This window comes from Klebsiella michiganensis, from assembly GCA_000963575.1.
GTDB classification, from domain to species: Bacteria; Pseudomonadota; Gammaproteobacteria; order Enterobacterales; family Enterobacteriaceae; genus Cedecea; species Cedecea michiganensis_A.
Genome location: CP011077.1, coordinates 3135007 through 3156460 on the forward strand (window position 1 = coordinate 3135007; position 21454 = coordinate 3156460).

Here is a 21454-nt window from a genome sequence, read left to right on the forward strand (position 1 = left end):
CCCCAAAAAAAAAGCTCCCGAGGACGGGAGCTTTTTTTATATCAGAAACCGATTATGCGGCGTCTTCGTTGTACTGTGGCACCGGGTTACGGAAGCTGCGGGTCACGCAGGCCAGGTAAACCAGGCCAATACCGCCCCAAATCAGGCCCAGAATCATCGAGCTTTCTTCCAGGTTGATCCACAGCGCGCCAACCGTCAGAGCACCACATACCGGCAGTACCAGATAGTTAAAGTGGTCTTTCAGCGTTTTGTTACGCTTTTCGCGGATCCAGAACTGCGAGATAACCGACAGGTTAACGAAGGTGAACGCGACCAGCGCCCCAAAGTTAATCAGCGCCGTGGCAGTCACCAGGTCGAAACGAATCGCTAACAGAGCAATGGCCCCAACCAGCAGTACGTTCCATGCCGGGGTACGCCATTTCGGATGAATGTAACCGAAGAAGCGAGTCGGGAACACGCCATCACGCCCCATCACATACATCAGACGAGAAACGCCCGCATGAGCAGCCATACCGGAGGCCAGTACAGTCACGCTGGAGAAAATCAGCACGCCCCACTGGAAGGTTTTACCGGCCACATACAGCATAATTTCCGGCTGAGATGCGTCTGGATCTTTAAAGCGAGAAATGTCCGGGAAGTAAAGTTGCAGGAAGTAAGACGCAACGATAAATACCATCCCGCCAATCAGCGCAGTCAGGAAGATCGCCTTTGGAATTACACGCTCAGCATCTTTCGTCTCTTCAGACAGTGAAGATATCCCGTCAAAGCCCAGGAACGAGAAGCACAGGATGGTTGCCCCGGTGATCATCGGTACCACATGGGCATCACCGGACCAGAACGGACGAGTACTTGCCAGCGTCGCTGAGCCTTCACCGTGATAAACCCCATAAATGATCAAGCCTACAATGACGGAGACAATCCCCATCTGCAGCACCACGATCAGGGTGTTGAAATTAGCCACGGTTTTGATGCTGCGCAGGTTAGAGATGGTCATAAAGGCCACCAGCGCAACAACAAATATCCACGACGGCACACTCGGCACCAGCGCTTCAAAGTAAATTTTTGCCAGCAGAATGTTGATCATCGGCATGAACAGATAGTCCAGCAGCGACGACCAGCCAACCATAAACCCAACGGTAGGGTTAATGGATTTCTGTGCGTAGGTATAGGCGGAGCCCGCAGACGGGAAACGACGCACCAGCTTGCCGTAGCTCAGCGCGGTGAACAGGATCGCCACCAGAGCAAAGGCATAAGCCGTCGGCACATGGCCATCGGTCATCCCGGAAACAATACCGAAAGTATCAAACAAGGTCATCGGCTGCATGTAGGCAAGGCCCATCATGACTACCGGAACCAGCGTCAGGGTCTTACGCAGACCTGGGCGGGTGTTTGCACCTGCGGTGACGTTAAGCGACATGGTTGTTTCCCTCGGTGGAGAAAGCCTGCGCAAAAGCAAAAATCTGCCCCATCTTAATTTCCTCGGCGACACGACTGTCGTTTTTTAAAAGCTAGTATCTATCCGGTACGAAGCCCGGCCTCTTGGTTTTTTTGGCAAATGCCGTTTGTCTGACTTAATTGATTGCAAAAAAATAACCGACGTCTCTTAAACGTCGGTTAGTTTTCTATTTTGCAGGCCGCATATTTTGCACCATTTGAAGGCACAATGACAAGATGTTAAAGCCATCTTTGTTAATTTCTTTTTCGGCGCTGGCGGAAGTAAAACCTCCCACATTTGCTACCGCAGAAGAAGATAGGCCTGTTCCCGCGTATCACTGCCCTAACCTACTGCCGGGCAGACATTGAACATAGCCAGGTTCGCCCCATCCCGCCAGTCAAAAAGGCACTATTTTTCTACTGGCATATAGACCTGGGCGATGTGGAGGTCGGCGACGATTTTTTCGCGCCACCATTCGCTGGCCAGCCCGGCCGTTTGCTCATTCCAGCCTATCCATACCGGCACATAAGGCACCTGCCCGGCGACCTGCTTTTCCACCAGCGCGCCGCTCTCAATATAGCGCTGTGCCATATAGCGCGGCATATACCCGCAGCCAATGCCGCTGATTTGCAGCTCAAGCTTGGTTTTGAAATCAAACACGGTGATGGCCTCCTGCTCTTCGAGCAAATGCAAAGCTCTGGCAGACTCGATTCTGGAGGTATCACCCACCACCACCGCCCGGGACTGCTTGACCAGGCGGCGTGGCAGCGGCTCCTGCGCTTTCGCCAGCGAATGATGTGGCGCCACGACAAAAACTATCTCCAGTCTGCCCAGAAGCGTAAAGCCAAAACCGCTCAGCGAAGGTGGTTCACTCATCGCCCCAACAATAATGTCCGCCCGCCCTTCCGTTAGCGCCTCCCATGAGCCGCCCAGTACATCATTGATGAACTTTAGTCGCGTCACGCTGTAACTTTGATAAAACGCTTCGATTAACGGCGTCAGCAAAGAAAAAGGAAAGGCGTTGTCCACGCCGATGGTGAGTTCGTGCTCCCAGCCCTGCTGGAGTTTAATCGCCTGCTTTTCCAGCTCACGAACCGAATGCAGAATTTCACGTCCTTTTTCCAGCAAGAGTTGGCCAGTACGCGTAAAACGTGCCCGATGGCCGCTGCGGTCGAGGATTTGAATGTTAAGGTCGCTTTCCAGCTTTTGAACGCTGTAGCTCAGCGCCGAAGGGGTTTTAAAAAGCTTTGCCGCCGCAGCAGCAAAGCTTCCTTCTTTATCCAGCGCATCAAGGATGACCAGTACGTCCAACAAAGGTTTCATACTCACCCCCGGGTGCGCTTAGCCCGCCGGCGCTGAACTTACTGCATCGGCATAACCAGCGGATTAGGATATTGATATTCGAAGCCTAGCTCATTACAGATCCGGCTGCCGTCAATCAGCTTGCCATGGCCGCTCGCCGCGTCCTGACGGAACGACGGTGCCTCAAGGCCAATTTGCCTGGCCATAAGCGAATAGAACTCTTCCCGCGTTGGGTGAGTCGGGGCACAAAGATTATAGACTCGCCCACCTTTTGGTGCCTGAAGCAGCAACGTAATGGCCGAAATCACATCTTCCAGATGGACCAGGTTCACGCCGTGCTGCCCGTTTGCCACATCCGTTTTCCCCGCCAGAAAACGCCCGGGATGACGTTCTGGCCCCACCAGCCCCGCGAGGCGGAGGATATCCACGGACGTCCCCGGCAGCTTGTGCAGCCAGTCTTCCAGCTCTTTAAGCACTTTGCCACTGGCGGTGACTGGGTTAAGCGGGGCCGTCTCTTTGACGTTACCCTCGCCGTCACCATACACGGAGGTCGAGCTGGTAAATATAATACGCGGCACGGAATGCGCGAGCGCGCTGTCGACAATTTCCTGCACCGCCTGCAGATAAAAATCATCGCCTTCACCGCTGCGTCGGGCGGGAAGCGTCACCACTAACGCATCAACATTCAGCAGCGCTTCCAGATCGTCACTGTCGCAAACCAGTTCCGGCTGCAGATGTAACTGGTAACTTTCAATCCCGCACATGCGGGCAGCCTCTACGCCATCCAGCGTCGTTTTGCTGCCGGTGACCTGATAACCACGCGCTGACAATGAGAGCGCCAGCGGCATTCCCAACCACCCTAACCCGACTATTGCGACCCTTTTCATGCCTTGTCTCCTGACCTCGCAGCATTATCTTCTGACGAGTGAATTTAGCTCTCACTTAAGGCTACGCCACCCGGACAGAACTGACAATTCCCTCTGCCTTACAGAATATTAATCAACGGGGAAAAAACCCCTTGCGCTCAATGCGTCATCTGGTTTACGTTAATTGGCACATAATGAATAGTCATTCATACGAGAATTTTATGACACGCGTTCAGTTTAAAAACCACCATCATCACCATCACCCTGACTAGTCTTTCAGGCGATTGGTGCTGGGAGACGAAAAGATCTTCCAGTGGTGCGTGAACGCGAGAAAAAGCCCCCGGAAGATATCTTCCGGGGGCTTTTTTATTGGGCGTCAGACAGGAATTGATAAGGGGTAACTACCGATGACCGACAACAACCGTTTACGCATAGCTATGCAGAAATCTGGCCGTCTTAGCGATGATTCACGCGAATTACTCGCCCGCTGCGGCATAAAAATCAACCTGCACACCCAACGCCTGATTGCGCTGGCCGAAAACATGCCCATCGACATTCTTCGCGTTCGCGATGACGACATTCCAGGGCTGGTAATGGACGGCGTAGTGGACCTCGGTATCATCGGTGAAAACGTCCTCGAAGAAGAGCTCCTGACGCGCCGCGCCCAGGGCGAAGATCCGCGCTATTACACGCTGCGTCGCCTGGATTTTGGCGGTTGCCGCCTGTCGCTGGCGACTGCCGTGGACGAACCCTGGGATGGCCCGGCCAGCCTCAACAACAAACGCATCGCAACCTCTTACCCGCACCTGTTAAAGCGCTATCTCGACCAAAAAGGCGTGCAGTTTAAATCCTGCCTGTTGAACGGTTCGGTGGAAGTGGCGCCGCGCGCCGGCCTGGCCGATGCCATCTGTGATCTGGTGTCTACTGGTGCAACGCTTGAAGCTAACGGCCTGCGTGAAGTCGAAGTTATCTACCGCTCCAAAGCCTGCCTGATCCAGCGCGATGGCGAAATGCCGGCAGCCAAACAGCAGCTGATCGACAAACTGCTGACCCGTATCCAGGGCGTGATTCAGGCCCGCGAGTCCAAGTACATCATGATGCACGCCCCAACCGAGCGTCTGGATGAAGTCATTGCCCTGCTGCCGGGTGCCGAGCGCCCAACCATTCTGCCGCTGGCCGGCGATCAGCAGCGCGTGGCGATGCACATGGTGAGCAGCGAGACGCTGTTCTGGGAAACCATGGAAAAACTGAAGGCGCTGGGTGCCAGCTCCATTCTGGTACTGCCAATTGAGAAGATGATGGAGTGATGGGATGAGCAACTTCAACACGCTGATTAACTGGAACGACTGTGATGAGGGCGCCCGCCGTGCGCTGCTGATGCGCCCGGCCATTTCGGCTTCGGACAGCATCACCCGTACCGTGGCAGACATTCTGAACAGCGTTAAAAGCAACGGGGACGCCGCCCTGCGAGAATACAGCGCGAAGTTCGATAAAACTGAAGTGAAGCAGTTGCAAGTCACTCAGCAGCAAATCGATGAAGCCGGGGCGAGACTCGGCCGCGAGATTAAAGAGGCGATGGCCGTGGCCGTGGCTAACATCGAGAAGTTCCACCTCGCGCAGCAGCTTGCTCCGGTGGATGTGGAAACCATGCCCGGCGTACGCTGCCAGCAGGTGACTCGCCCAGTAGCCTCCGTGGGCCTGTATATTCCAGGCGGCACTGCCCCGCTGTTCTCGACCGTGCTGATGCTGGCCACCCCTGCCCGCATCGCTGGCTGTAAAAAAGTGGTGCTTTGCTCACCGCCGCCGATTGCCGACGAGATCCTTTACGCGGCCCAGCTTTGCGGCGTGCAGGAAGTGTTTCAGGTCGGCGGAGCCCAGGCTATTGCTGCGCTGGCATTAGGCACAGAAAGCATCCCGAAAGTGGACAAAATTTTTGGGCCGGGCAACGCCTTCGTCACCGAAGCAAAGCGCCAGGTCAGCCAGCGTCTCGACGGCGCGGCCATTGATATGCCTGCCGGCCCGTCAGAAGTGCTGGTGATCGCCGATAGCGGCGCCACGCCAGACTTTGTCGCATCCGACCTGCTTTCTCAGGCAGAACACGGCCCGGATTCGCAAGTGATCCTGTTGACCCCGGACAGCGCCATGGCTCAGGCCGTAGCCGATGCCGTTGAGCGCCAGCTGGCTGCCCTGCCGCGCGCAGAAACCGCCCGCAAAGCGCTGGAAAGCAGCCGCTTAATTATTGCCCGGGATCTGGCGCAGTGCATTGAGATCTCGAATCAGTATGGCCCTGAGCATCTGATCATTCAGACCCGCAACGCCCGTGAGCTGGTGGATGATATTACCAGCGCAGGTTCGGTATTTCTTGGCGACTGGTCGCCTGAATCCGCCGGGGATTATGCCTCCGGGACGAATCACGTGCTGCCGACCTACGGGTACACCTCCACCTGCTCAAGCCTCGGGCTGGCGGACTTCCAGAAGCGCATGACCGTGCAGGAGCTTTCTCCGCAAGGTTTTGCCTCTCTGGCAAAAACCATTGAAACCCTGGCCGCCGCCGAGCAGCTTACCGCCCACAAAAACGCCGTTACCCTACGCGTCGCCGCCCTGAAGGAGCAAGCATGAGCATCGAAGAGTTAGCCCGCGCCAACGTTCGCGCCCTGACCCCTTATCAGTCCGCCCGTCGCCTGGGCGGGAACGGTGACGTCTGGCTGAATGCCAACGAATATCCGACGCCGGTGGAGTTTCAGTTAACCGCGCAGACGCTGAACCGCTACCCGGAATGCCAGCCAAAGCAGGTGATCGCCAATTACGCCAGCTATGCGGGCGTGAAGCCTGAGCAGGTTTTGGTGAGCCGCGGTGCGGATGAAGGTATCGAGTTGCTGATTCGCGCGTTTTGCGAACCCGGCAAAGACGCCATTCTCTATTGCCCGCCGACGTACGGTATGTACACCGTCAGCGCCGAGACTTTTGGCGTGGAGTGCCGCACCGTGGCCACGCTGGACAACTGGCAACTGGATCTTCCGGCGATTGCAGAAAACCTTACCGGCGTAAAAGTCGTCTATGTTTGCAGCCCAAACAACCCGACCGGCCAGTTGATCAACCCGCAAGATTTGCGCGTCCTGCTGGAAATGACTCGCGGTAAAGCGCTGGTGGTAGCCGATGAAGCGTATATTGAGTTTTGCCCCCAGGCGACACTGGCAGGCTGGCTTGAAGAATACCCAAACCTGGTGGTGCTGCGGACGCTTTCTAAGGCGTTTGCGCTGGCCGGCCTGCGCTGCGGCTTTACGCTTGCCAATGAAGAAGTCATCAACCTGCTGCTAAAGGTCATCGCCCCGTATCCGCTTTCCACGCCGGTGGCCGACATCGCTGCTCAGGCGCTTAGCCCACAGGGCATTAATGCGATGCGCGAGCGCGTTGCCGAAGTGCTGCTTAATCGCCAGTACCTGATTAACGAACTGAAAAACGTGCCTTGCGTCGAGCAGGTGTTCGACAGCGAAACCAACTACATCATCGCCAGAATTACCGCCTCCAGCGCAGTCTTTAAATCGCTGTGGGATCAGGGCATTATCTTACGTGACCAGAATAAACAACCGACGTTAAGCGGCTGCCTGCGCATCAGCATCGGCACGCGCGAAGAGTGCCAGCGCGCCATTGAGGCGCTGCGTCAGCAACCCGGCCTGCAGGCCACGGAGAGCAAATGAGCCAGAAAGTACTTTTTATTGACCGCGACGGGACCCTGATTTCCGAGCCACCGAGCGATTATCAGGTCGACCGCATGGATAAACTCGCCTTTGAGCCTGCGGTGATCCCGGCCCTGCTGCAGCTGCAAAAGGCAGGATACCGCCTGGTAATGATCACTAATCAGGATGGTCTGGGCACGGCCAGCTTCCCACAGGCCGATTTCGACGGCCCGCATAACCTGATGATGCAGGTGCTGACCTCGCAGGACATTATTTTTGATGAAGTGCTGATTTGCCCACACCTGCCGGCGGACAACTGCGACTGCCGCAAGCCGAAGCTGGCGCTGGTCTCCGGCTACCTGCAGGACGGCGGGCTGGACAAAGCCAACAGCTACGTGATTGGTGACCGCGCCACGGACATTGAGCTGGCGGAAAATATGGGTATTCAGGGACTGCGCTATAACAGCGCTGACCTGGGCTGGAAGCAAATCGCCGAGAATCTCACTCAACGTGACCGCTATGCTCACGTGGAGCGCAACACCAAAGAAACGCAGATTGACGTCAAGGTGTGGCTCGATCGTGAAGGCGGTAGCAAGATCGCCACCGGCGTGGGTTTCTTTGACCATATGCTGGACCAGATCTGCACCCACGGCGGCTTCCGCATGGAGATCGCGGTAAAAGGCGATTTATACATCGACGATCACCACACCGTGGAAGATACCGGCCTGGCGCTGGGCGAAGCGCTGAAGCTAGCGCTGGGCGACAAGCGTGGCATAACCCGCTTTGGCTTTGTGCTGCCGATGGACGAATGCCTCGCCCGCTGTGCGCTGGATATCTCCGGCCGCCCGCACCTCGAATACAAAGCCGAGTTCAACTACCAGCGCGTGGGCGATCTCAGCACTGAAATGGTGGAGCACTTCTTCCGCTCGCTCTCTTACACCATGGGCGTGACGCTGCACCTGAAGACCAAAGGCAAAAACGACCACCACCGCGTGGAGAGCCTGTTTAAAGTCTTTGGCCGCACCCTGCGCCAGGCGATTCGCGTAGAGGGCGACACGCTCCCCTCTTCGAAAGGAGTGCTGTAATGAACGTGGTGATCCTCGATACGGGCTGCGCCAACCTGCATTCGGTGAAATCGGCCATTCAGCGCCACGGCTATCAGCCGCTGGTGAGCCGTGACCCTGACGTGGTGCTGCGCGCCGATAAGCTTTTTCTGCCGGGCGTGGGCACTGCTCAGGCGGCTATGGACCAAATCATCGAGCGCGATCTGGTGGAGCTGATTAAAGCCTGTACTCAACCCGTGCTGGGTATTTGTCTGGGCATGCAGCTTCTCGGCAGCCGCAGCGACGAGAGCCACGGCGTTGAGATGCTGGGCATTATCGACCAGCCGGTGTTGCAGATGAAAGATTTCGGCCTGCCGCTGCCGCACATGGGCTGGAACCGCGTCTACCCGAAGGCGGGCGATCGCCTGTTCCGCGGCATTGAAGACGGGGCGTATTTCTATTTCGTTCACAGCTACGCGATGCCGGTCTGCGAAAACACTATCGCCCAGGCAAACTACGGGGAAGCCTTCACCGCGGCGGTGCAAAAAGATAATTTCTGGGGCGTTCAGTTCCACCCCGAACGTTCCGGTGCGGCTGGCGCTCAGCTGCTGAAAAACTTTCTGGAGATGTAGGCGATGATCATTCCGGCTCTTGATTTAATTGACGGCAAAGTGGTACGTCTCCATCAGGGAGATTATGGCCAGCAGCGTGACTATGGCAGCGATCCGCTCCCGCGTTTACAGGATTACCAGGCTCAGGGCGCAGAAGTGCTGCACCTCGTGGACCTGACCGGGGCCAAAGATCCGGCTGCCCGGCAAATTCCTCTGCTGCAAAAGCTGCTGGCAGGCGTGAGCGTGCCGGTTCAGGTTGGCGGCGGCGTGCGTACAGAGCAAGATGTTGAAGCCCTGCTGGACGCGGGTGCAGCTCGCGTTGTTGTCGGCTCTACCGCGGTGAAATCCCCTGAGCTGGTAAAGGGCTGGTTTAAACGTTTTGGTGCCGATGCTTTGGTGCTGGCGCTGGACGTGCGCATTGATGCCGAGGGAAACAAGCAGGTGGCCGTCAGCGGCTGGCAGGAAACCTCCGGCACCACTCTGGAACAGCTTGTGGAGCAGTTCCTGCCGTTTGGCCTGAAACATGTACTGTGCACCGACATTTCCCGCGACGGCACGCTGGCAGGTTCAAACGTGGAACTGTATCAGGAAGTGTGTGCGCGCTTCCCGCAGGTAGCATTTCAGGCTTCCGGCGGCATTGGCGGGCTGGATGATATTGCCGCCCTGCGCGGCAGCGGCGTGAAGGGCGTGATTGTTGGACGTGCGCTTCTGGAAGGTAAATTTAACGTGAAGGAGGCGATTTCATGCTGGCAAAACGGATAATCCCTTGCCTGGACGTGCGTGACGGCCAGGTGGTGAAAGGCGTGCAGTTCCGCAATCACGAAATCATCGGCGACATCGTGCCGCTGGCCCAACGCTACGCCCAGGAAGGCGCTGACGAACTGGTGTTTTACGATATCACCGCCTCGAGCGATGGCCGCGTGGTGGATAAAAGCTGGGTGACCCGCGTTGCGGAAGTGATCGATATTCCTTTCTGCGTGGCGGGCGGGATTAAATCCGTTGAGGATGCCGCGCAGATCCTGTCGTTCGGGGCGGATAAAATTTCCATTAACTCCCCTGCCCTGGCCGAGCCTGAGCTTATCACGCGTCTGGCGGATCGCTTTGGCGTGCAGTGCATCGTGGTCGGCATTGACACCTGGTTTGATGCTGAAACCGGCAAATACCACGTAAATCAGTACACCGGCGATGAAAGCCGCACCCGCGTCACAAAGTGGGAAACCCTGGACTGGGTGCAGGAAGTGCAGAAGCGCGGCGCCGGGGAAATTGTCCTGAATATGATGAACCAGGATGGCGTTCGTAACGGCTACGACCTGGCCCAGCTGAAGAAAGTGCGTGAAGTCTGCCGCGTGCCGCTTATCGCCTCCGGCGGTGCGGGCACCATGGAACACTTCCACGAGGCCTTTCGCGATGCGGACGTGGACGGCGCCCTGGCGGCTTCCGTGTTCCATAAGCAAATTATCAATATTGGTGAACTGAAAGCATTTCTGGTTCAGCAAGGCGTGGAGATTCGAGTGTGTTAACAGAACAACAGCTAGCCCAGCTGGACTGGGAAAAAACCGATGGCCTGATGCCGGTCATCGTTCAGCACGCGGTGTCTGGCGAAGTCCTGATGCTCGGCTATATGAACCAGGACGCGTTGGCTAAAACGCTGGAAAGCGGCAAAGTGACCTTCTTCTCGCGCACCAAACAGCGCCTGTGGACTAAAGGGGAAACGTCAGGCCATTTCCTGAACGTAGTGCGTATTGCCCCAGACTGCGATAACGACACGCTACTGGTGCTGGTAAACCCCATCGGCCCGACCTGCCACCTCGGCACCTCGAGCTGCTTCGGCGAAGCGCACCACGACTGGCATTTCCTGTTTGAGCTTGAGCAACTGCTGGCCTCACGTAAAACCGCCGATCCGGCAAGCTCCTACACCGCCAAACTGTACGCCAGCGGCACCAAGCGTATTGCGCAGAAAGTGGGTGAAGAAGGCGTGGAAACCGCGCTGGCGGCAACCGTGAACGATCGTCACGAGCTGACCAACGAAGCCTCTGACCTGATGTATCACCTGCTGGTACTGCTGCAGGATCAGGATCTGGACTTAAGCACGGTGATTGAGAATTTACGGGCCCGGCATAAATAAGCCCGGGAACTGATGCAAAAAAGGCCGCTAATGCGGCCTTTTGTTTACTGTGGGCTGGCTATCAGTCAAGCCACTCGGTGTGGAACACACCTTCTTTATCGGTACGCTTATAGGTATGCGCCCCGAAGTAGTCACGCTGAGCCTGGATCAGGTTAGCCGGCAGCACGGCTGCACGGTAGCTGTCGTAGTAGGCAATCGCCGCAGAGAAGGTTGGGGTTGGGATACCGTTCTGCACCGCGTAAGAAATCACATCGCGCAGAGCCTGCTGGTAACCGTCGGCAATTTTCTTGAAGTAAGGCGCCAGCAGCAGGTTTGCGATAGCCGGGGTCTCAGCATAGGCATCAGTGATTTTCTGCAGGAACTGGGCACGAATGATGCAACCCGCACGGAAAATTTTCGCGATTTCGCCGTAGTTCAGATCCCAGTTGTTCTCTTCAGATGCGGCACGCAGCTGGGAGAAGCCCTGAGCATAAGAAACGATTTTACCCAGGTACAGCGCGCGACGAACTTTCTCGCTGAACTCGGCTTTGTCACCGGAGAACGGTTTAGCCTGCGGGCCACTTAACACTTTAGACGCCGCTACACGCTGCTCTTTCAGAGAAGAGATATAGCGTGCGAATACGGATTCAGTGATCAGGGACAGCGGCTCACCGAGATCCAGGGAGCTCTGGCTGGTCCATTTGCCGGTACCTTTGTTGGCGGCTTCGTCCAGAATGACGTCAACCAGGTATTTGCCCTCTTCATCTTTTTTGGTGAAGATATCTTTGGTGATGTCGATCAGGTAGCTGCTCAGCTCGCCTTTGTTCCACTCGGTGAAGGTTTCAGCCAGCTCTTCGTTAGACAGATTCAGACCGTGCTTCAGCAGGGAATAAGCTTCCGCAATCAGCTGCATATCGCCGTATTCGATCCCGTTGTGCACCATTTTCACGTAGTGACCGGCACCGTCTGGCCCAATGTACGTCACGCAAGGTTCACCGTCTTCAGCAACTGCGGCAATTTTGGTCAGGATTGGAGCAACCAGCTCGTAAGCGTCTTTCTGACCGCCAGGCATGATGGATGGGCCTTTCAATGCGCCCTCTTCACCGCCGGAAACACCGGTCCCGATGAAATTGAAGCCTTCAGCCGACAGGTCGCGATTACGACGAATGGTGTCCTGGAAGAAGGTGTTACCGCCATCGATGATGATGTCGCCTTTATCGAGATAAGGCTTCAGGGAGTCGATAGCAGCATCAGTGCCCGCGCCCGCTTGCACCATTAACAGGATACGACGTGGTGTTTCGAGAGACTCAACAAACTCTTTTACGGTGTAGTATGGAACCAGCTTCTTGCCTGGGTTCTCTGCGACGACTTCTTCAGTCTTCTCACGGGAGCGGTTGAATACGGAAACGGTATAGCCACGGCTTTCGATGTTCAGCGCCAGGTTGCGCCCCATCACGGCCATACCAACAACGCCGATCTGCTGTTTGGACATTACATACTCCTGTCAGGTGTGGTTACCCAGCTGGCAAAGGCCCCAGCGGGTTGTAAGTGAACAGTATGTTAGCCTAAAAAAACAGAATGAACGAGAGTGTGATGTAGAGAAAGCACAAAGAGTTAGCAAAGAAAGATGCTTACAAAATGTAGTGATAAACGGGACTTCAAAAAATTGAGAATGTTTTTTTGCTATAGTAGCATCTTGACTACATTATAACTTTAAAGCTAAATACATGTCTTTGCACAACTCATCAGATGACACAATACGTTACCGTTCTGATATTGACGGTATACGCGCTATCGCAGTTAGTTCAGTTCTACTTTATCATTTCTTCCCGCAAATTATTCCCGGTGGATTCATCGGCGTCGATGTATTTTTTGTCATATCAGGCTATCTGATCACATCGATTATATTATACAAAAATAAAAAACAATCATTAAGCATACTTGATTTTTACGCTCGTAGAATAAAAAGAATTTTCCCTGCATTGTCAATTACTCTAATTTCATGCCTGGCTTTTGGATGGTTCGCATTATTATCAGACGAATACAGGCAGCTAGGAAAACACGTAGCTGCTAGCACTATATTCGTTCAAAACTTAACATTGCTTTCTGAAGCAAATTATTTTGACAATGCTAGTATTGCAAAACCCCTGCTTCATCTATGGAGTCTAGGGATTGAGGAGCAGTTCTATTTAATCTGGCCGCTTATCATCTATTTATGCATAAAATATAACAAGAGCCTCGGCGTAACGCTTTTACTTGCTGGAAGTGTCTCTTTTTTAATTGATCTTTGGTACTTGAAAAGCGGGCACCCTTCTGCTGCCTACTATTCTCCAGATTCTCGAGCATGGGAGCTATTAGCAGGTGCAATGCTTGCATGGCTACACAACCAAGTCGGATATATAAGACAAAAAAATATTTTTGATGAGATCATAGTATTAGCAAGCCTGACTCTCCTGGCTTTAGGGCTATTTTTTATAGATCAAGAGAAAAACTTTCCTGGATTTTACGCACTAATACCGACTGCCGCTACATGCATGCTAATTTTTGCTCATCCAGAGAATAGAATATCTAAAAAGCTTCTCTCTTCACGGATGATGGTTTTTATAGGATTAATTAGCTATCCTCTGTACCTCTGGCACTGGCCATTACTTTCATATGCATGGATTCTAAGCGGGAGCGAACCATCCATCAGTTTAAAATTCATTTTAATTGCTGCTACTTTTATTCTTTCGTTACTAACGTATTATTTCATTGAAAAACCTTTCAGAAATAAAACATATTCGTGGCGCAGCGTTGTAGGCCTTGCATCCGTTCTTTTGGTGACCGGATCATCAGGGGCAATTGTCTATCTCAACAATGGGTTTCCACAACGCCAGAATGCGGAGCTACAAGGTTATCCTGGCGATATTGGCCACGACCAGTTCCACAAATTCATTGCGACAAAATACGTAATATGCACACCGTCTGATATCGCAGCTACAGCCTTAAGGTGGGGTAACTACATACGCTGTATGCAATCAAAAGAAGGTAATGATATCGATATCGTTTTACTGGGCGATAGCCATGCAGAGCATCTATTTATTGGGATGGCGGAAAGCCTTCCGAACAAGAATATTGCTTTTTATATTGAAGATGGCTCACCTTTCCCAGGAAATAATAAATTCACACGTCTCTATGAAGCCATATTAAAAAACAAGCACATAAAAACGGTGGTACTCACAATGTACTGGCATGGGCGCGTCGGTGAAGTTCCTCAAGGTTCTTCGCTAGAGGAGCAAATAGCAAAAACAGCAAGAATTTTCACATCCGCTGGAAAAAAAGTTATCTTGACCGATGATGTCCCCGATTTCCCATTTACGCCTGATAAATGTAAGGGGCGACGTTGGTTATCTATTGGTGAGCGTACTTGTACCATCTCACAATCAGAGTCAGATAAGGAAAAAAATAGCTACATATCCGCACTTGAGAGGGTAGCAGAAAAAAATGAAAATGTTACGTTACTGTCAGAAAGGAAATATCTGTGTGACGGGGTAGGATGTAGCATGATAAAAGATGGGAAATTAATGTATCGTGACATGCACCATTTAAATATTAATGGCTCAAGATATATTGGTAAGGAACTCGTGATAAATAACCCACAAGCCTTTAATTAAGAGGTAGGCGAACTAATATTTAGTATTAGTTCGCCTTTTTATTAAAAATCTATTTCATGATGTAGCTTATCATAGATATTTGAAAACTTATTTATAATTGCCTGATCAGAGTAATCGAGGTGAACTTTGTCATAAAGCCTTTCTGCAAAAAGTAATGCTTCATCGCAGTTATCAAAAACATGAGCAATCGTACTTTTTAACTCAGCGTAGTCACCCGGTTTTATGAGATAACCATTAACGTTGTTTTCCACAAACTCATTACAGCCCTGGATATTAGTGGTCACCACGGGTACACCGCAGAAAGCAGCTTCAATCAAAATCCGCGGTATTCCCTCGCCATAGCGGGTAGGTAATACAACCAGGTCCGAATCTCCTAATACATTTTCCATATCAGTTCGGTGACCTAACCAACGAACATACTCTCTTTTTTTAATTTCTTCTATTTCATCAGGTGTGTACGCATTACGTGCACCAGTATCATAGATCCCTGCAATATTCAGAACGAAATCATTACGTTCTATATATAGCTCATCTAATGCATTGAGCAGGGTATCTAATCCTTTATCCTTTAATAACCTTGCAGCAAATAGAATATTTTTCTTATCATTTTTAAAAGCTTTATATTGTCTAAAAAAACGCTTAGGATCGACACCAGCGCCTTCTACAAAATAAAGACTTTGGGAATCAGTGATGTTGTTTTCTTTAAAAAACATTAAGTCATGGTTGTTTTCGAAAACAAATGCCCCATGCCGAGATGAACCAGCTGCTTTATATAAACTGGTTACTACAGGACGAATGCTTTTAAAGAAAAAGGATTGGTTTGAAAAAATAACACCTAGCCCTGTAACACTTTTCACCACGGGACGGCGGATGATGCGACCAATAATGCCAGAATAAATATTAGGCTTCACCGTAATTGAATGAATAATATCTGGATTAATTTTACGGGCAAGTTTTAAGAGAGAATAAAGAGTAACTAACTCAAAAAAAGGATTGATTCCACTGCGTGAGATTTTTATGTTGTGACATTCAATGCCATGACTTTCTAATTCATCACTCACGCCTGGAGTATCGAAGCAGGAAATAAGGACGACTTTATAACCATTAGCAATATTAGCAGTGGCGCGATTGAGCCAGTGCAATTTGAAGTACCAATCCGCATTAACAACATATAATAACACTTTATCTTTCATAGGGGCCTGTACGTCCCAGGATTCCATCGATAAATCCTTTGCTAATGTATTTAAAATGCAAGTGCCTTGGTGCAAGGAACAACGTAAAGATAACTGCTTGAACAACTGATTTTAACGTAACATTTATTTTCCAACCGCTAGGCATATAACTTCTTCTAAGTAACAACATCACGTTGCGGAAAAAATAATAGTGTCTTATGGGCGAATGAGTGGTAATTTGTCGGCCGAATAAAATCAGTGGCTTATCACCGATCTTATGATCCATTTTAGCATTTTGGGCCACAATGCAAACCAGTCCTTTTGCCTGCGCGCGATACCCCCATTCAATATCTACACAATCGATAAAAAGTTTGTCCTCCATAGTCCCGACTTTATCCAACACATTCAGGTCTATCAAAGAGCCCGAAGCAATAATAAAATCCGTCATAAAATAGGAAGATTTAAAATCTGGACTAACTAGCTTCACCGTGAATCTCTGAGCTGAAACAAAACGCGATGGTAATCCTGAATCAAGATCGAAATGAACAGGTCCCACTGCCGCCACATTGACTCCGTCTTTGACAGCGCAATCCCGAGCTGCATACAGGGCCTCAACTAATTGATGCGATGGAATTGAGTCCTGATCAAAAAGGATAACATCTTTGGCACCATGACTTTTCGCCATGCTGATTCCAATGTTTTGTGCCTGTGCAATGCCAACATTTCGACCAAGGGGATGGAAAATCACATTCGTAAGCAATACCGGTGATGAAATAACAGATTCAACTGGTGTGTTATCAATGACAAAGACATTATCAACCTGGCTGGACAGTGCCATAAGCAGGGCTGATAAACTCTCCTGGCTAGGATAATATGTAACAATAATGGCAGAAATCATAGCTGGTAAACTTAGTTAACTAAATCGCGTAGCAAACCCGAGAAGATAAATTCGTCTCGGCTTCCATCAGGTAGGTCTATTCTAATCCTGTCCTTTGAGACATCCATATTTGGAGTTAGATAGAGCAAGTTTTGCCCTGCCTCAATACGGAAGTGTATGCTATTTTCCTCTGAATAACCGTCTGTTCCTTTCAATAGATAGTAAGCTTGTAGTACCGCAGGAGTTGCTGTTTGAATAGAAAAATGAAACATGAAATGTGAAGATCTGCGAAGTTCTTCGGATGAAATAAGTACAATATACGGGTCATCGCCTGTGACTTTTATGCCAAAACCCCCCTGAACTGGATTAATGTCCACGCTGTGGGCTTCCGCTATACTCATGGAAGGTAGTGTTGCCATATTCTGAGTAGCATTACGTTGAACAAGAATTGGTTGTTGGAACCGTTGCAAAAGAGCGAAGTCATACAAACTGGACTTTTCACATCTCTGCTGAATGTTCTGCCGCTGCTGTTCGTTGACATGATATTTTGCAGAATAAACATGCCAATTCTCGGGTGGAATATTGATGAACAAGCCACCAGTGTGCTCTGAATTAGACAGTATGTTATTACAATATTCTTCCGTCCATAAAGACGAATTCGAAACTTTTGTCGCTGGATGACCTAATTCAAAGATAGAACTGACAGAGAACAACATAGGAACTACCAGAAGAAAATTAATAAGTCTGGAGAAGATTGTTCTATCAAGCAGAAATATTAGTGCAATTGCAAAAAGTATGTTTACACCAAGGAAGTACCGGTCAGGGAAAGTTGTTGTGTACTCTCCAAACAAAGCACTTAAGCCCCGACGCATGACGATTAATGAAAGATAATAGATACCAAACGAGGCGTAAATGAAAACAACAGCAAAAAGCTTTTGGTTAATTATAATTTTACCATTTTGATAAAATCTTTTTATTCCAAAAATAATAACTGCAACTACACACACAAAAACACAAACAACCGTTATGTCATTTAAGGATGTGTAGATGCTAAACAGCAGAGGATAGAGCAATACGCGAGCGAGAGAAAACTCAATGAATGCAGATCCCTTAACTGGGAAATCGGCACCACCACTGTCATGCATTGCACTGCCAGAGATCATTAATAAACTAAAGAGAATAATTAAAAAACTGATTGCTGCAAGAGAATAAAAATATTTTGACTTGTTTTTATAACCCAAATAAGTGGTTATGACTACGAAAATCAGCTGAAAACCTACGCCAACAGGTAGTGTCAGACAAGATACCAAGGATAACAATAGTGCAATAAATGCCAATGGGACAGACTGTTTGTTGAGTAGCACTGCGCTTAAAAGCACAGCTTGTAATACAGGAAAAATGAAACCTAGATTAAGAATACGACCGTAAATTTCATTCCCATCTCCCCCAACGGGCATCAAAATGATAATCAGCAATAAGCAAATAAGAGAGTTAGTAGATACTGCATTTCTAAATGCGAAATAAGTACTTATCACACAAATAGAGAAAAAAAGGTTGGACAAAAAGAAATAGACTAGCGGGAGATAAAAAAGGTTACCATGGAAAAAAACATCCAATAATATCAATGCACTTTTATAAAAAAGAACAAACCCGAGGATTGGAAACACTCGAGTGTGGAATGCTGCGTTCCATAAACCGGAGTCAATCACTTTTGCTGTCCACGGCCCATCTTCTGCATAAACCGTTGGATAAAGAATAGGATCGAGATTCCTTAATGAAAAGAGAATAAACAACACAACCAATGATATCAGAAGTAATAAAGGTTTTTGATATGTTCTGAGTATTCTTATTGCTGTAGACATTATGTTTTTCCAACAATATATTTTGAAACTACAAAATTCACATAAAGATTAAATGGGGTAACAATTATCTTGACGATAAATGCCGATGCAGTGAAGGTGATTAGATCACTTGCGTTTGTATACAACAGATGAGTTAAGCACTGTATGAGCATGGAAAATAAAGCAATAACTATTAAACTATAGCCATAGTATGCTGCATAACCGTGTACTGCTTTTCGATCAATTCGCTTATCGAATACAACCACCCTCGAAATCCAATAAACAAAAGTGACAGCCAGGGAAGCACTGCACAGATTAGCAATAAGTGGTTCTATGTTGAAATTAACAAGAAGGGTTATAGTACCCAGGTCAATTAACCACCCACAGCCAGAAATAATAATAAAATTGAAGGATTTACTTTTCATGCTTTACGATAAAAACATTAGCCTTTGCGGATGTAGCAGAATCAATGCCCACTTGTGAATCTTCCAGAACAATGCAGTTTCTAATATTAACGCCTAATGCATTGGCAGCAATGAGATAAGGTTCAGCATGTGGTTTGGCATTTTTAACATCATCCCCACTGATCACAACATCAAAAAATTTATCAAGATTATGATAATGAAGTAGCTCTTGAACGGCTTGCCTGGATGCAGTTGTAACTAACCCTACAGGCGTAAATTGTTTCGAGTGAGTAAGAAAATCCAATACGCCCGGATAAATTTTTGTTTTAGAGAAAAATGTCGAGTACAGATTTTTTTTGAGTTCTGCTATCGCTTTATGCTCTCCGTGACTAGCGTTCGGCAATATTATAGGCAAAAAAACTTTCCAGGACATTCCGTTATAAAGCTTATAAAAATCATCAATGGCTATCTTTACACCATATTGACTGATTGCTTCACAATATGCAGAAGCATTAGCAACTTCGGTGTCAATCAATGTCCCATCCATGTCACTTAAGATCGCTTCGATCATTGCTTATTCTCTAGTTCAAGATACTCATTAATGATGAGCAACATGCAGGCAGTAAATGCATTTCCCGTCGCTTTGTCTTTTCTGAATTTGTAAGGAACCAGTCGTGTGTAATGGATAATTTCGTGCAGTAATACTTCTTTTAGGAAATCCTGTCCAAATTCATTAATAATCCATTGTTTGTATTTCTCATAAATGGCCGCGTACTGCGATGATCTAAAAATACTGACTTTTATTTCGCCATTTTCAAAATGGCAATTGATCGAGCGATTTAGTGATTCATACCCCAAATGCAGTGACTGCATAAGTTTTGCGTAATCAAGTAGCGGAGATTCAAAGAAATTACCTACATTAGGATCGATAATAAACCAGCCATTCTCATGGTTTTTATCAATAATGATATTCTCAATTGTAAGGTCACCATGTATTATAGATACTTCTTTAAATTTAAAATCCTGAGTTCTAGAGGGATCATTTATCCAGTTAGAAATCTCATCCAGATCTATTTTTTTACCATTAATAACAACTTGAGCTGTATCAGAGAAAATAGGAGACAATGTTTTAATCTTATTAAAGTTATCAACCATCTTTGTAGAAAGATAACTCTCAATCATCGAATCCTCTGCAACACCTGTACTCATTCGCGCATGGAAGTTTTTAACTGAATTGAGCACATCGACAAGATGCGCCCATGACGCATCCAGGGATGCAGAATGTATAAACTCATAAAAGTCGATAGAGGTATGACTGTATGGCATGTCATAAATATAATTGCCATTCAACTCATGATCTCTGACAACACTAGCTAATACTAATTCACTTGAATATTTACATAGCCATTTTTTTTGTTCTTGTAATTTTTTAGTACCTAAATCTGAGGCAAATTTCCGAACATACATGCTGTTATCCGAAGAGATCAGCGCAGTCAAGGCATCAGAACCACCATGGAAAATACGATACAATATGACATCGTTACCCATCCCTCTCTTGTAAAATTCAGAGATAAGATCAACATCATTTCTAAAATTACGGGCTAAGAAAAGCTTATATTGTTCTTCAGTAGAGAATAAATCTCGTTTATTTGGTAAAGTATCGTTATTAAACTCAAACCAACGAAGAACTTTCACAGGCTCAAAGCTGTATTTGTTCTTAATCAAATAGTAAGCAAAAATGAATAACACTGGGCTAAGGAAAAACAGTGTCATGCTTGCAAACATCTCAGAGGAAAAGGTGTTTTGTAATAATTTAAATGTAGAGTTAAGTGGAGAATCAAACAAGGAATAAATAAGTATTTCCGGTGAAGCTCCTGTAGATTTAGCTATCAAGTTATAACTAATCAAATAAGAAACCCACATCAGAGCACTGTTTATAATATAACAGTTTAAATTCTTCCTAAAACAAATGTAAACTTCATTGAGGCACCAGAAAAAATGACGTAAAGAATATGATATTTCATCATTAAAGATACCTGTAATACTATTAAGCACCTTTTTTATACTTTTATTGGTACCGATTAGAGAACATAGTACAAAAAATAAAACAACACCGACGATTATAAATAGTGATTCGGAAATGTTATATTCCGGATTCTCACTCGAAATAAACCAAATCAATATTGCGCCCCAAACCAAGAGGTCAAAAACGCGCTCGAATATTACAGATGCAAATGAAAGAGCAAAGCTTTGTTTACCCAAGTATGAAAAAACGCCAGCTCTAACAACCTCACCAAGACGGAATGGTACAAAAAAGTTAACTACATATCCCAACGAAAGTGATGTAAATTGTATACTACGTGTAGAGTCATCCCGACCAGGCAATAGATTATTCCAACGCTTAACACGAATAGAATGCCCTAAGATCAGAAAAAATACGGCACCAAGGAAATAAGAAACAGCCATCAT

Annotated in this window: 19 protein-coding genes; 9 read left to right on the top strand and 10 right to left on the bottom strand. The window is 48.5% G+C overall.

The window, feature by feature from the left end:
- Window positions 1-52: 52 nt before the first annotated feature.
- The 3 genes from VW41_14530 to VW41_14540 form a co-directional block, all read right to left on the bottom strand.
- Entirely contained in the window at window positions 53-1417 is a 1365-nt protein-coding gene (locus tag VW41_14530; GenBank protein AJZ90144.1) for a putrescine/spermidine ABC transporter, read from the bottom strand.
- Window positions 1418-1843: 426 nt separating this feature from the next.
- The gene (locus VW41_14535; protein AJZ90145.1) at window positions 1844-2758 is read right to left on the bottom strand and encodes a LysR family transcriptional regulator; all 915 of its coding nucleotides are present in this window, start codon (window positions 2756-2758) and stop codon (window positions 1844-1846) included.
- 38 nt (window positions 2759-2796) lie between these two features.
- A complete protein-coding gene (locus VW41_14540; protein ID AJZ90146.1) occupies window positions 2797-3624 on the bottom strand; it encodes a hypothetical protein in 828 nt (275 codons plus the stop codon).
- Window positions 3625-4010: 386 nt separating this feature from the next.
- On the opposite strand from VW41_14540, the gene hisG reads away from it, so the two are divergent.
- Genes hisG through VW41_14580 form a run of 8 tightly spaced genes read left to right on the top strand, consistent with a single transcriptional unit; the run spans window position 4011 to window position 11059 of the window.
- Complete coding sequence (gene hisG, locus VW41_14545) at window positions 4011-4910, top strand: ATP phosphoribosyltransferase (GenBank protein ID AJZ90147.1); 900 nt, start codon at window positions 4011-4013, stop codon at window positions 4908-4910.
- A gap of 4 nt (window positions 4911-4914) precedes the next feature.
- Entirely contained in the window at window positions 4915-6222 is a 1308-nt protein-coding gene (gene hisD, locus VW41_14550; protein AJZ90148.1) for a histidinol dehydrogenase, read from the top strand.
- Window positions 6219-7301 (top strand): histidinol-phosphate aminotransferase, encoded by a 1083-nt coding sequence (locus VW41_14555; protein AJZ90149.1) that lies wholly within the window; start codon window positions 6219-6221, stop codon window positions 7299-7301. Before hisD ends, VW41_14555 begins: the two co-directional genes overlap by 4 nt.
- Window positions 7298-8365, top strand: a complete 1068-nt coding sequence (locus VW41_14560) for an imidazoleglycerol-phosphate dehydratase (GenBank protein AJZ90150.1) — start codon at window positions 7298-7300, stop codon at window positions 8363-8365. Before VW41_14555 ends, VW41_14560 begins: the two co-directional genes overlap by 4 nt.
- Complete coding sequence (gene hisH / locus VW41_14565; protein ID AJZ90151.1) at window positions 8365-8955, top strand: imidazole glycerol phosphate synthase; 591 nt, start codon at window positions 8365-8367, stop codon at window positions 8953-8955. The genes VW41_14560 and hisH overlap by 1 nt, the downstream gene beginning before the upstream one ends.
- Before the next feature lie 3 nt (window positions 8956-8958).
- Complete coding sequence (locus VW41_14570) at window positions 8959-9696, top strand: 1-(5-phosphoribosyl)-5-[(5-phosphoribosylamino)methylideneamino] imidazole-4-carboxamide isomerase (GenBank protein AJZ90152.1); 738 nt, start codon at window positions 8959-8961, stop codon at window positions 9694-9696.
- Window positions 9678-10454, top strand: a complete 777-nt coding sequence (locus VW41_14575) for an imidazole glycerol phosphate synthase (protein ID AJZ90153.1) — start codon at window positions 9678-9680, stop codon at window positions 10452-10454. The genes VW41_14570 and VW41_14575 overlap by 19 nt, the downstream gene beginning before the upstream one ends.
- Window positions 10448-11059 (top strand): phosphoribosyl-ATP pyrophosphatase, encoded by a 612-nt coding sequence (locus tag VW41_14580; GenBank protein AJZ90154.1) that lies wholly within the window; start codon window positions 10448-10450, stop codon window positions 11057-11059. The genes VW41_14575 and VW41_14580 overlap by 7 nt, the downstream gene beginning before the upstream one ends.
- Window positions 11060-11120: 61 nt before the next feature.
- Here VW41_14580 and VW41_14585 read toward each other — a convergent pair whose 3' ends face one another.
- A complete protein-coding gene (locus VW41_14585) occupies window positions 11121-12530 on the bottom strand; it encodes a 6-phosphogluconate dehydrogenase (GenBank protein AJZ90155.1) in 1410 nt (469 codons plus the stop codon).
- Between the two features lie 235 nt (window positions 12531-12765).
- Between VW41_14585 and VW41_14590 the strand changes: the two genes are divergently transcribed.
- Entirely contained in the window at window positions 12766-14691 is a 1926-nt protein-coding gene (locus VW41_14590) for a hypothetical protein (protein AJZ90156.1), read from the top strand.
- 41 nt (window positions 14692-14732) lie between these two features.
- On the opposite strand, the gene VW41_14595 is transcribed toward VW41_14590, so the two are convergent.
- Genes VW41_14595 through VW41_14620 form a run of 6 tightly spaced genes read right to left on the bottom strand, consistent with a single transcriptional unit; the run spans window position 14733 to window position 21454 of the window.
- Window positions 14733-15884: a hypothetical protein gene (locus VW41_14595; GenBank protein AJZ91990.1), complete on the bottom strand. Its 1152-nt coding sequence runs from the start codon at window positions 15882-15884 to the stop codon at window positions 14733-14735.
- Complete coding sequence (locus tag VW41_14600; GenBank protein AJZ90157.1) at window positions 15874-16761, bottom strand: hypothetical protein; 888 nt, start codon at window positions 16759-16761, stop codon at window positions 15874-15876. The genes VW41_14595 and VW41_14600 overlap by 11 nt, the downstream gene beginning before the upstream one ends.
- 11 nt (window positions 16762-16772) lie before the next feature.
- Window positions 16773-18602, bottom strand: coding sequence for a hypothetical protein (locus VW41_14605; protein AJZ90158.1), 1830 nt, complete (start codon window positions 18600-18602; stop codon window positions 16773-16775).
- Window positions 18602-19006: a hypothetical protein gene (locus tag VW41_14610; protein AJZ90159.1), complete on the bottom strand. Its 405-nt coding sequence runs from the start codon at window positions 19004-19006 to the stop codon at window positions 18602-18604. The genes VW41_14605 and VW41_14610 overlap by 1 nt, the downstream gene beginning before the upstream one ends.
- Entirely contained in the window at window positions 18996-19556 is a 561-nt protein-coding gene (locus VW41_14615) for a hypothetical protein (GenBank protein AJZ90160.1), read from the bottom strand. Before VW41_14615 ends, VW41_14610 begins: the two co-directional genes overlap by 11 nt.
- Window positions 19553-21454: a hypothetical protein gene (locus VW41_14620; GenBank protein AJZ90161.1), complete on the bottom strand. Its 1902-nt coding sequence runs from the start codon at window positions 21452-21454 to the stop codon at window positions 19553-19555. Before VW41_14620 ends, VW41_14615 begins: the two co-directional genes overlap by 4 nt.

Excerpts from the sequence above, each read along its gene's own strand:
- VW41_14610 (AJZ90159.1), bottom strand. The coding sequence starts at position 19,006 with ATGAAAAGTAAATCCTTCAATTTTATTATTATTTCTGGCTGTGGGTGG.
- VW41_14530 (AJZ90144.1), bottom strand. The coding sequence starts at position 1,417 with ATGTCGCTTAACGTCACCGCAGGTGCAAACACCCGCCCAGGTCTGCGT.
- VW41_14560 (AJZ90150.1), top strand. The coding sequence starts at position 7,298 with ATGAGCCAGAAAGTACTTTTTATTGACCGCGACGGGACCCTGATTTCC.
- VW41_14600 (AJZ90157.1), bottom strand. The coding sequence starts at position 16,761 with ATGATTTCTGCCATTATTGTTACATATTATCCTAGCCAGGAGAGTTTA.
- VW41_14575 (AJZ90153.1), top strand. The coding sequence starts at position 9,678 with ATGCTGGCAAAACGGATAATCCCTTGCCTGGACGTGCGTGACGGCCAG.
- hisG (AJZ90147.1), top strand. The coding sequence starts at position 4,011 with ATGACCGACAACAACCGTTTACGCATAGCTATGCAGAAATCTGGCCGT.
- VW41_14620 (AJZ90161.1), bottom strand. The coding sequence starts at position 21,454 with ATGATGGCTGTTTCTTATTTCCTTGGTGCCGTATTTTTTCTGATCTTA.
- hisH (AJZ90151.1), top strand. The coding sequence starts at position 8,365 with ATGAACGTGGTGATCCTCGATACGGGCTGCGCCAACCTGCATTCGGTG.
- VW41_14585 (AJZ90155.1), bottom strand. The coding sequence starts at position 12,530 with ATGTCCAAACAGCAGATCGGCGTTGTTGGTATGGCCGTGATGGGGCGC.
- VW41_14605 (AJZ90158.1), bottom strand. The coding sequence starts at position 18,602 with ATGTCTACAGCAATAAGAATACTCAGAACATATCAAAAACCTTTATTA.
- VW41_14570 (AJZ90152.1), top strand. The coding sequence starts at position 8,959 with ATGATCATTCCGGCTCTTGATTTAATTGACGGCAAAGTGGTACGTCTC.
- VW41_14590 (AJZ90156.1), top strand. The coding sequence starts at position 12,766 with ATGTCTTTGCACAACTCATCAGATGACACAATACGTTACCGTTCTGAT.
- VW41_14535 (AJZ90145.1), bottom strand. The coding sequence starts at position 2,758 with ATGAAACCTTTGTTGGACGTACTGGTCATCCTTGATGCGCTGGATAAA.
- hisD (AJZ90148.1), top strand. The coding sequence starts at position 4,915 with ATGAGCAACTTCAACACGCTGATTAACTGGAACGACTGTGATGAGGGC.
- VW41_14615 (AJZ90160.1), bottom strand. The coding sequence starts at position 19,556 with ATGATCGAAGCGATCTTAAGTGACATGGATGGGACATTGATTGACACC.
- VW41_14555 (AJZ90149.1), top strand. The coding sequence starts at position 6,219 with ATGAGCATCGAAGAGTTAGCCCGCGCCAACGTTCGCGCCCTGACCCCT.
- VW41_14540 (AJZ90146.1), bottom strand. The coding sequence starts at position 3,624 with ATGAAAAGGGTCGCAATAGTCGGGTTAGGGTGGTTGGGAATGCCGCTG.
- VW41_14595 (AJZ91990.1), bottom strand. The coding sequence starts at position 15,884 with ATGAAAGATAAAGTGTTATTATATGTTGTTAATGCGGATTGGTACTTC.